Consider the following 10,031-nt stretch of genomic DNA (forward strand, 5'->3'; position numbering starts at 1 on the left):
TTCAGTCTCCCCTCTCGCGCCCGGGTCCTCTGCATGATCGACGAAATCCGCCGCCGCCGGATTCCGCAGACGCTGATCGGCTACGTCGTCGGTCTGTGGGGCGGAGCCCAGGTCATCGACTTCGTCGAGCAGCGCTACGCGCTGTCGCCCTACTGGGTCGAACTCTTCGTCGTCGCCTACCTCGTCCTGCTGCCGTCGGTGGTCGCGATCGCCTGGAACAAGGGCGCTCCGGGGCGTCAACGCTGGTCGAAGGTCGCGCTCGGGACGGTCGGCATCAACGCCGCGCTGGCCGTGGTCGTGCTCGTCGTCGGCTTCCACGGACGCGATCTCGGACGCGTGACCGAGACCGTGGTCGTCGAGACCGAGGAGGGAGAGACGGTCGAGCGCGAGGTGCCGCGCGAGGCCTTTCGCCGCACCGTCATGCTCGCCATTCCACGGGTGGAGGATCTCAGCGGCGACGACCGCTGGTCGGCCGTGGAGTTCGAGCAGCTGCTCGAGATCGATCTCATGCAGAATCCCTTCCTCGAGCTGCGCTCCCCGTGGCTCGAGAACCAGCGCGCCCAGCGCGCCGGACTGGAGGACGCCAGCCGCATGCCGCGCGCCCTGGTCCACGAGGCGGCACGGCAGCGCGGGGCCGACGTGTTCCTCATGTCGTCGCTGCAGCCCGCCGAGGTCGGCTTCGAGCTCGAGATCGAACTCGTGTCCACCGACGACGGCCGATCGGTCGCCGCGACCATGCTCACGGGTGCCGACGTGTTCGAACTGGCCGACCGCGCGAGCGTCTGGATCCACCGCGGTCTCGAGGTCCCCGAGGTCGAATTCGAGGACCGTCCGGTGACCGATCTCATGACCGAGTCACCGGAGGCGCTCCGGGCCAGCGCGAAGGGCGCCGTGGCCTTCCATCTGGAGTCGGACTTCGAGGCGGCGGCCGCGTTCCTGGCCCGCGCCACCGAGATCGACCCCACCTTCGCCATGGCGCACCTGTCGGAGTACAGCGTGAACGTCGTGCTCGGGCGCATGGGGGCGGCCCTGCCGGCGATCGAGGCCGCGATGCAGCACTCCTACCGCTTGACCGAGCGCACGGAATTCCTGGTGCGCGCGACCTACCACGGTGCCCGCAGCGACGTCGAGAAGACGATGGCCGTGCTCGAGATGTGGGCACGTCTGCACCCGGACGACCCCATGCCCCGCAAGCTCCTGGCGCAGAACCAGCGCGTGACCGGAGACGCCGAGCAGGCCCTGGCGTCGTTGCGCGACGCCCTCGAACTCGTCCCGGGAGACGTCGAGGTGCTCGAGTGGATGGTGAACGTCGCCAGCAGCGTCGGGGAACTCGACACCGCCGCCGACGCTGCGCGGCGCTGGGCCGAGCTGTTGCCGAACGAGGTCGCCCCGGTGCTGGCCCTGGCCGACGTGCAGAAGGACCGCGGCGATCTCGCGGCGGCGAGCGCCACTCTCGAGCGGGCCACGCTGCTCGACCCCACGCACGTCGACGCCCGCATGTCCCTGGCCGATCTGGCGACGCGTCAGGGCGACCTCGGGAAGGCGGCGTCGGTCTACGCGGACCTGGCCGATGGAGCCGGCACGATGCAGGACCGCTTCGAGGCGATCGACGAACTCGTCACGCTGCGCCATCGCCAGGGCAGGATCGACGCCGCCCTCGCGGAGTTCGCGCGCTGGGAGGAGCTGGCCCGCGACGTCTTCCCGGCCGGCCAGCTCGCCGTCCGCACCTCGACGCGGATGTACCTGTTCGCCCTCGACGGCCGCCCCGACGCGGCCCGTGCACGGCTCGACGAACTCCGGGCGGCCCTCACGGAACCGTTCTCGGGCTTCATCGCGCTGGGCGACGCCCAGGTCGCCCTCGCGGTCGAGGACACCGCGGCGGCCGGTACAGCCATCGATGCCCTCCAGCGAGCGGTCGACGCGACGGGCGTGGGGAGCCTCCAGCCGATCATCGAGCTCCTGCGCGCCCGGGAGCGCCTGCTGTCCGGCGACCCCGAGGCGGCGCTCGCCGCCTGTGATCGTGCGCACGCCCTGGACCCATCGGCCGGGAGCGTGGACGTCCACCGCTCGCGCGCGCTGCTGCGGTCGGGCCGGATCGACGACGCGCTCGGAGCGATCGAGCGTGCCCTCGAGGTCGACCCCAGCGATCCTCGCGCCCTGCACCAGCGGGGACGGGTGCTCGCCGAGGCGGGGCGCGTGGACGAGGCGATCACCGCGTACGAGCGTGCATTGGTGACCTGGAAGGACGCCGACGACGACTACCGTCTGGCCCGCCGCGCACGCTCCGAACTCGAGGCCCTGCGCCAGGGATCCTGACCCCGTCGGGGGCATCCCCTCTTGTCGGGGGATCCGCACGCCCCTACCGTCGGGTGCGAGCCGCCCCCGAAGTCTCCGGATCCGGAGAGCCTTGCCATGAACGAACCCGCGCTCGCTCCCGTCGACCCGTCCACGCTCGCCCGTCGCTTCGAAGCCGTGCGCGCGGCCACCCTGGCCCTGATCGCGCCGCTCGAGCCCGAGGACATGCAGGTCCAGTCGATGGCCGACGTCAGTCCGACGAAGTGGCACCTGGGCCACACCACGTGGTTCTTCGAGACCTTCGTGCTGGAGCCGCGGCCGGAGCACCGGCCGTTCCATCCTCGCTTCCGCGAGATCTTCAACTCCTACTACCAGCAGGTGGGCGACCGGCACCCGCGGCCCGATCGTGGCCTGCTCACGCGGCCGAGACTGCGCGAGGTGCTCGAGTACCGCGAGCACGTGGAATCGCAGCTCGCCGGGATCCTGCACCGCGATCCCGAGTCGCTGGGCGAGCGCGCGCTGTCGCTGGTGGAACTGGGCCTGCACCACGAGCAGCAGCACCAGGAACTGATGCTCATGGACATCAAGCACGTGCTCGGCAGCAATCCGCTCGATCCGCGCTACCGTCCCGAGCGCGCGCCCGATCCCAGCACTCCGGCTCCTCTTCACTGGCACCGCGTCGACGGCGGTCTGGTCGAGATCGGCCACGACGGAAGGGGCTTCGGCTACGACAACGAATTCCCCCGCCACCGGGCCTGGGTCGAAGACGTCGAGATCGCGTCGCGACCGGTGACCAACCGCGAACTGCTGGAGTTCGTCGAGGACGGCGGCTATCTCGAGCCCACACTGTGGCTGGCCGACGCCTGGGACCACATGCAGAACCACGACCCCTGGTCGGCGCCCATGTACTGGGAACGCCGGGACGGCCGGTGGATGCAGTTCACGCTGCACGGTCTCGAGCCCCTGCGACTCGACGAGCCCGCGACGCATCTCTCGTACTACGAGGCCGACGCCTTCGCCCGGTGGACCGGCTACCGCCTGCCGACCGAGGACGAGTGGGAGAACATCGCGCACGATCTGCCCGTGGAAGGCAACTTCGCCGACGACGGCCGGTGGCATCCGCGCGCCTACACGGGCGATTCTGCCGACTCGGAGAACCGTCCCGTCCAGATGTTCGGCGACGTGTGGGAGTGGACGCAGAGCCACTACTCGCCCTACCCGGGCTTCCGGGCTCCGGCGGGCGCCGTGGGCGAGTACAACGGCAAGTTCATGGCCAACCAGTTCGTCCTGCGGGGCGGATGCTGGGCGACCCCGAAGGACCATGTGCGGGCGACCTACCGCAATTTCTTCCATCCGTGGACACGCTGGCACTTCGGCGGCGTGCGTCTCGTCCGCGACGTCTGACCGGCTCCACGGTGAACTCCGGGAGTCCGTGGCGAGGAGAGATCGGTGCCCATTCGAGTTCTGATCCTGGCGTTCTGCGTTCTCACGAGCCTGCCGGCACTCGCGAGCGAAGTGCACCTGTCGGTCGCGACGAGTCTGACCGACGCCGTCCGCGACATCCTCGCTCTCTACGGCGAGCGCCACGACGACGTGGTCCTGCGACCCAACTTCGCATCGTCGGGGGCACTGGCCCGGCAGATCGACCAGGGAGCACCGGCGCACGTCTACGCGTCGGCGAACGCGGCGTGGATGCAGTACCTGGTGGGCGAGGGCCGGGTCGTCAAGGGCAGCGTCCACACGTTGGCCCGCAACCGGTTGGTATTCGTCGGAGCCCCCGGCTCCGGAACCACGACGATGGCCGACCTCGCGGCGAGCGGGAGCATCGCCCTCGGAAGTCCGCGTAGTGTCCCGGCGGGGACCTACGCGCGGCAGGCCCTCGAGGCCATGGGACTCTACGAAGAGCTCCGGCCCCGTATGGTGCTCACCCGAGACGTTCGGCAGGCGTTGCTCTACGCCGACCGCGGCGAAACGGACGGCGCATTCGTCTACCGCACCGACGCCCGGCTCGCCCGGAACGCCGTCGTCCTCTTCGAGGTGCCCACGGACCTGCACGAGCCGATCGTCTGCCCCGTCGGCCTGACCCCGGAGGGAAGCGAGAATCCGGCTGCCGTGTCGTTCTTCGCCTTCCTGGTCTCGGCCGAGGCGCGTGCGATCCTCGAGGAGTACGGATTCGACGTCGGTGTCGACGGGTCCTGATGTTCGACTTCGCGCCCACGGACTGGCAGGCCATGGTCCTCTCGGCGCGGGTGGCCGTCACCGCCACCGTCGTCTCGCTGCCCTTCGGCATCGCGGTCGCCTACCTCATGGTCTTCACCCGGATGCGGGCGAAGGCCCTCTTCGACGGGATCGTGAACCTTCCTCTGGTCCTGCCACCGGTCGTGGTCGGGTACCTGCTGCTGCTCCTGCTCGGCCGTCGCAGCTGGCTCGGGCAGTGGCTCGAGAACGCCGGCATCGAGATCGTGTTCACCTGGAAGGCCGCGGTGATCGCATCGATGGTCGTGGGATTCCCTCTGCTCGTGCGCTCGGTGCGTATCGGCATGGAAGAGATCGACCCCCACCTGATCCAGGCCTCGCGGACACTGGGCGCTCGCTGGTACGACACCCTCATCACCGTGGTCCTGCCCCTCTCGCTGCGAGCCATCCTGGCCGGATCCACCCTCATGTTCGCGCGCAGCCTGGGCGAGTTCGGCGCCACCATCATCATCGCCGGCAACATCCCCGGCGTGACCCAGACCATCCCGCTGGCGATCTACGACTACACCAGTATGCCCGGTGGCGAGCGCATGGCCCTGGGACTGTGCGTGGTTTCGATCGTCCTGGCCCTGGCCGTGCTCATGGTGAACGAGGGGCTGGTGCAGCGCTTCGGCCGGGAGCGGCGGCGATGAGACTCGAGGTCTCGCTGCACCGGCACCTGCCCGGCTTCCGGTTCGACGCCGAGTTCGTCGCCGAGGGATCACGCGTGGGGATCTTCGGCCCCTCGGGCAGCGGGAAGTCCACGCTGGTCAGCATGCTCGCCGGCCTCGTCCCCCCCGATCGAGGTCACGTCCGACTCGACGGCGACACCCTCTTCGACGCGGGTCGCGGGATCGACCTGCCACCGGAACGGCGCCGGATCGGCGTGGTCTTCCAGCGCGCGCACCTCTTCCCGCACATGAACGTGCGCCGCAACCTGTTCTACGGACACGCGCGGGTGCCGGCCGCAGAGCGCAGGATCGACCCCGCCACCCTGATCGAGGTCCTCGGTCTCGGTGGTCTGCTAGAGCGGGGCGTGTCGCGACTGTCGGGCGGCGAGCGTCAGCGGGTGGCCATCGGACGCGCAGTGCTGTCGAACCCGCGACTCATCCTGCTCGACGAGCCCCTGACCGGCCTCGACGACCACCTGAAGTACCAGATCGTTCCGCACCTGAGAGAGGTGTTCGACCGCTTCGACGTTCCCCTGATGTTCATCAGCCACTCACTCGAGGAGATGCAGATGCTCACCGAGCGGGTGCTGGAGTTCGACGAAGGACGGCTCTGTGCGCAGACGACGACGGCCGACCTTGCTCGGCGCCGCATGGGAACCGGCCAGAACGGCTACGTGAACCTGCTGAGCGCGGACCGCGTCGGAGAACACGACGGCTTGACGATCTACCGCTGGGGTCATCAGGAGATCCGCGTCACCGACGGAGCGGCGAGTCCCACGTCGACGTTCGAGCTCGAGTCGAAGGACATCACGCTGTTCGAGCGTCGGCCCGAGGCCACGAGTGCCCGCAATACTCTGCAATGCCACGTCCGCGAGCTCTTCGGAGCCGGAAACCGCGTGGGCGTGGACCTCGCCTGCGGCAACGAGCGACTCGTCGTGCAGATCACGCGGGACTCCGCCCGAGAGCTCCGTCTGGCCCCGGATCGTCCCATCGTCGCCGTCTTCAAGGCCTCGGCCCTGCGCCGTCTGTGGTGAGCCCGGCGCCGGCCCCGACCACGGCCGGCGTGGTCGCGATCCTCGGAATGTGGTCGGGGAGGCGCGTGAGCAGCTCGTAGTTCATGCTGTTGTTCATGTCGCTGAACGAACTCACCGTCATGACCTGATCGCCCTGCCGTCCGATGAGCACGACCTCGTCGTGCACCTCGACCCCTTCGATTTCGGTGACGTCGATCACCAGCATGTTCATGTTCACGGTCCCCACCACCGGTGCCCGCTGCCCACCCACCAGGACGTGCCCATTGTTGCTCAGATCGCGGCCGAAACCGTAGCCGTAGCCCACGGGAACGGTCGCGATCCGGCTCGGCCGGGTGGTGAGATAGGTCTTCCCGTAGCTGACATAGGCACCCTCGGGCACATGGTTCACGCTGAGGATCTTGCTCTTCCACGTGAGAATGCGCTCGAGAGGATCCTCGCGCAGGCCGTGTTGGCGCAGGAAGGCCGATCGCGTCTCCTGGTTCGGCCAGAATCCGTAGCTGGCGATCCCGATCCGGACGAGATCCATGATCGAATCCGGATAGTTGAACAGCGCACCCGAACACGCGGTGTGGCGGTAGCGCGGCTCGATTCCCTGATCTCGGAGTTCACCGCACAGACGGCGGAAGGTGGCGATCTGCTCCTCGATGCGATCGACGCTCTGCAGATCCTCCGCGCCGGCGTAGTGGGTACACAGGCCTTCGACCTCGAGCACGGCAGCGTCGTTTTGGAGCAACTCCACCACCTCGGGCAACTGGTCCTCGCAGAAGCCCGTGCGATGCATTCCCGTCTCGAGTTCTACGTGGATGCGTGCGGGGCGTCCGAGGTCACGGGCCGCCGCGATCGCTGCCCGCAGGCGCTCGAGCGTGAACACGAAGAACGAGACGTCGCGCTCTATCGCCCACGACAGGTGATCGTCGTCGACGAAGCCGAGGATCATCAGGTCGCTGTTCGCGCCCATGGTCCGTTGCACACGCATGGCCTCGGCCACACTGAAGACCGAGAAGTGATTCACCCCGCAGTCTTCGATCAACGGGAGCAGGGACTCGATCCCGTGACCGTAGGCATTGGCCTTCACTACCATCGAGAAGCTCGTACCGTCGGGCACGAGCGACCGCAGGAAGGCAATGTTCCGGTTGAGGGCCGCACCGTCGAGCTCGATGTAGGAGGTGTGCAGCACGTCGATTCTCCGTGTACTCGAGGAAGGGCTGTATACGACGCCGGCGCAGGCTGCCACGGCACCCCCGGCGGTGTCGAGCGACGACACGACAACTTCACAAAGGCACCGGTCACGAGGCCCGGCGGCGGAGCGTAGAAGCCCGCGAGAACGATCCACGAGGAGACCGAGGACCCCGCCACTCGTGCGCGCCCGCTCCTTCACCCGATTCCGATGACGAGGAGACGACCATGCGTTCCCGGAAGCCCTTCTCCCTGCTGGCCTTCGCCTTGATCGCGACGCTCGGCCTTGCCGTGGGCACCCCGCACGCCCAGCACTCCGGCGACGAACCGACGCGCATCCACCTGACGGAGAAGAACGGGTACTTCCAGGCGAAGGAGACCCTCATGAACCTCGAACCCGGCACCTACGTGTTCGAGGTGAAGAACGAGGCCGGCAAAATGGTCGGTTTCCAGTTGCAGGACCTCAAGACCGGCGAGCAGCTCGCCATGGGGCCCATCAAACCCGGTAAGACCAAGGAGTACGAGGTCGAGATCAGCTCCAATGGGTTCCGTTACCGCTGCCCGATCAATCCGACTCCCTGGTACGAGGTGAACGTGGGCGGCATGTAGACCGTGCTCCCGCCACGTCACCCGGCGCCGGTCGTCCGAGGACGGCCGGCGTTTTGCGTTTCCTTTCGCCACGATCTCGTGCGAGACGGTTGGTGGGAAGACTTCGGCGTGCTACCATCGAACGCGCTTCGCAGGAATGCGGAGCGATTCGCTCGACTCCTTCCTGCCCCTCACGCACGGGACGGAAGGGTCGCCCATCGCGATCGGGCCCTCCGCCACTGGACGCGCCGGATCGAAACTCCCAGGTTCGAGAGCGACACCATCGCGCCAGCACCCACTCTCCACCGAGCCATTCGACTCGCGCGTTCGTCGCCACGAGCGTGTGTGTGGACGCTGTCCACGGTGGTGCCGTGTCCGGACCGTTCTCACAGAGGACGTGTTCCATGCAACGACGGACAACGCAATTCCTGACCTTCCTCCTCGCCATCGCCGTGGCCTCTCCGGCGCTCGCCGACAAGACCCAGCCCTTCGAGGCCCTGGGTGACCTGTCCGACCGCGTGCCGACCGAGGAGACCGCCGAGAACAAGGGCCTGCTCGACTGCTCCAACGCCACTCCCGTGATGCTCGACCAGACCTACACGGGCGACACGAACAACGGCGTGAACAACGTGTCGACGTACAGCTGCAGCTTCTTCGACGAGTCGGGCCCCGAGCTCGTGTACGAGCTGACCCTCGCCGAGCCGGCCAACTTCACCGTGAACCTCATTCCCGAGGCCGGTGTCGACCTGGACCTCGCCGTGCTCGACCAGTGCGACGAGGACCTGGGCTGCCTGATCGTGGCCGACACGGGCGTGTCGACGAACACCCCGCAGTCGGGCACGATCTACTTCGTGGTCGACGGCTTCCAGGGCGCGGCCGGGACCTTCACGCTCGAGTTCATCCGCGATCCCGATCCCGAGCCGATCGACGCCTGCGATCGCGTCGAGCAGCCGCTGCCCGGCGAAGAGGGCGACGTGCTGACCGGCGTGTTCCCGATTTCGGGCAACACCTGCGGCTCGCCGAACACGGTCGAGTTCCTCGACTGCGCCGACTTCGCCGAGGCCGGCAGCGACAACTGGTACGAGATCGTCCTGCTCCCGGACGCCTCGATCGACGCCGCGGTCACCAGCTCGGCCGACGGAGCACTCTGGATCCTCGACGCCTGCAGCGAGCCGCTGAACTGCCTCGCCTACGGCGACGCCACGCTCACGGGTGAGACCGAGGTCGTGTCGTACACCAACAACACCGGTGAGACGCAGGCCGTGTACCTCGTCGTGGACTCCTTCGGCACCGACTCCTGCGGCGACTACACCGGTGAGATCACCATCAACCCGCCCGGAGTCGTGGACACCGAGCCCGCGAGCTGGGGCGGCATCAAGTCGAAGTTCTAGTCGACGAGCCGTCGACGACGACGTCTCGGAACGGGGCCCTGTCGCGGAAGCGGTGGGGCCCTTTTCTATGGCCCGGCGCGGATTTCGTCCTCGCTTCCACGCCTTGACCACCGCGCTCGAGCATTTCTACCTGCAGGACCGGCTGGACGCGATCTCCGAAAGTCCGAGCCCCTCGAGGCCCGGCCCCCATCTCTCGAGGACGGACGAGACCCCAGACTGCATGACCACGCTAATTGTCCTGCCGGAACCTCCCCTTGAATCCGCCGAATGATTGGTCTTCATTCGATACTGGGAGCAGACGGAAAGGCTCGAAGTCGACCACCGCATTGATCGTCACGGCCGGATTCGGCGGTGGATCGTTTCCATCCTTGATCCGATCCGCGATCTCTTGGCGGTCCGTGGTCCCCCAGTAGTTGTTCTCGAAGTTGAAGACTGTGACCGGTTCGTCCGGATAAGACGAGACTCGGATGAAATCCTCGCCCGGCCTTGGGATCAGATCGCAATCGTTCATTCGCATCACGGCTCCGATCTCCAAGACGATGGCCGGACCCACAGTGTCCGTAAAGCTGGACGAGACCACATTCGCTCGAGCACCGCCTGTGCAGTAGAACGCCGCGAAGTCGACGTCGTGAACCTCAGCC

At 67.6% G+C, this 10,031-nt stretch carries 9 protein-coding genes; 7 read left to right on the forward strand and 2 right to left on the reverse strand.

Annotation, left to right across the window (positions count from 1 at the left end; all coding sequences use genetic code 11):
* Positions 1–33 precede the first annotated feature (33 nt).
* The 5 genes from VKA86_16170 to modC all read left to right on the forward strand — a co-directional run bounded on the left by VKA86_16170 (position 34) and on the right by modC (position 6,235).
* The gene (locus tag VKA86_16170; GenBank protein ID HKK72743.1) at positions 34–2,316 is read left to right on the forward strand and encodes a tetratricopeptide repeat protein; all 2,283 of its coding nucleotides are present in this window, start codon (positions 34–36) and stop codon (positions 2,314–2,316) included.
* A 96-nt stretch (positions 2,317–2,412) separates the two neighbouring features.
* Positions 2,413–3,699 (forward strand): ergothioneine biosynthesis protein EgtB, encoded by a 1,287-nt coding sequence (gene egtB, locus VKA86_16175; GenBank protein ID HKK72744.1) that lies wholly within the window; start codon positions 2,413–2,415, stop codon positions 3,697–3,699.
* A gap of 45 nt (positions 3,700–3,744) precedes the next feature.
* Positions 3,745–4,494 (forward strand): molybdate ABC transporter substrate-binding protein, encoded by a 750-nt coding sequence (gene modA / locus VKA86_16180; GenBank protein ID HKK72745.1) that lies wholly within the window; start codon positions 3,745–3,747, stop codon positions 4,492–4,494.
* Positions 4,494–5,183 (forward strand): molybdate ABC transporter permease subunit, encoded by a 690-nt coding sequence (gene modB / locus VKA86_16185; protein HKK72746.1) that lies wholly within the window; start codon positions 4,494–4,496, stop codon positions 5,181–5,183. Before modA ends, modB begins: the two co-directional genes overlap by 1 nt.
* On the forward strand, positions 5,180–6,235 hold the full coding sequence (gene modC, locus VKA86_16190; protein ID HKK72747.1) for a molybdenum ABC transporter ATP-binding protein: 1,056 nt from the start codon (positions 5,180–5,182) through the stop codon (positions 6,233–6,235). Before modB ends, modC begins: the two co-directional genes overlap by 4 nt.
* Here the strand turns inward: modC and alr are convergent.
* Positions 6,204–7,412, reverse strand: coding sequence for an alanine racemase (alr, locus tag VKA86_16195; GenBank protein ID HKK72748.1), 1,209 nt, complete (start codon positions 7,410–7,412; stop codon positions 6,204–6,206). The genes modC and alr overlap by 32 nt on opposite strands.
* Before the next feature lie 227 nt (positions 7,413–7,639).
* On the opposite strand from alr, the gene VKA86_16200 reads away from it, so the two are divergent.
* Both VKA86_16200 and VKA86_16205 read left to right on the forward strand, forming a co-directional pair.
* The gene (locus VKA86_16200; GenBank protein HKK72749.1) at positions 7,640–8,020 is read left to right on the forward strand and encodes a hypothetical protein; all 381 of its coding nucleotides are present in this window, start codon (positions 7,640–7,642) and stop codon (positions 8,018–8,020) included.
* 383 nt (positions 8,021–8,403) lie between these two features.
* Positions 8,404–9,390, forward strand: coding sequence for a hypothetical protein (locus VKA86_16205; GenBank protein HKK72750.1), 987 nt, complete (start codon positions 8,404–8,406; stop codon positions 9,388–9,390).
* A 229-nt stretch (positions 9,391–9,619) separates the two neighbouring features.
* Here VKA86_16205 and VKA86_16210 read toward each other — a convergent pair.
* The coding region (locus VKA86_16210) for a hypothetical protein (protein HKK72751.1) at positions 9,620–10,031 on the reverse strand (412 nt) is incomplete at its 5' end.

Source organism: Candidatus Krumholzibacteriia bacterium, assembly GCA_035268685.1.
Taxonomy (GTDB): Bacteria; Krumholzibacteriota; Krumholzibacteriia; order JAJRXK01; family JAJRXK01; genus JAJRXK01.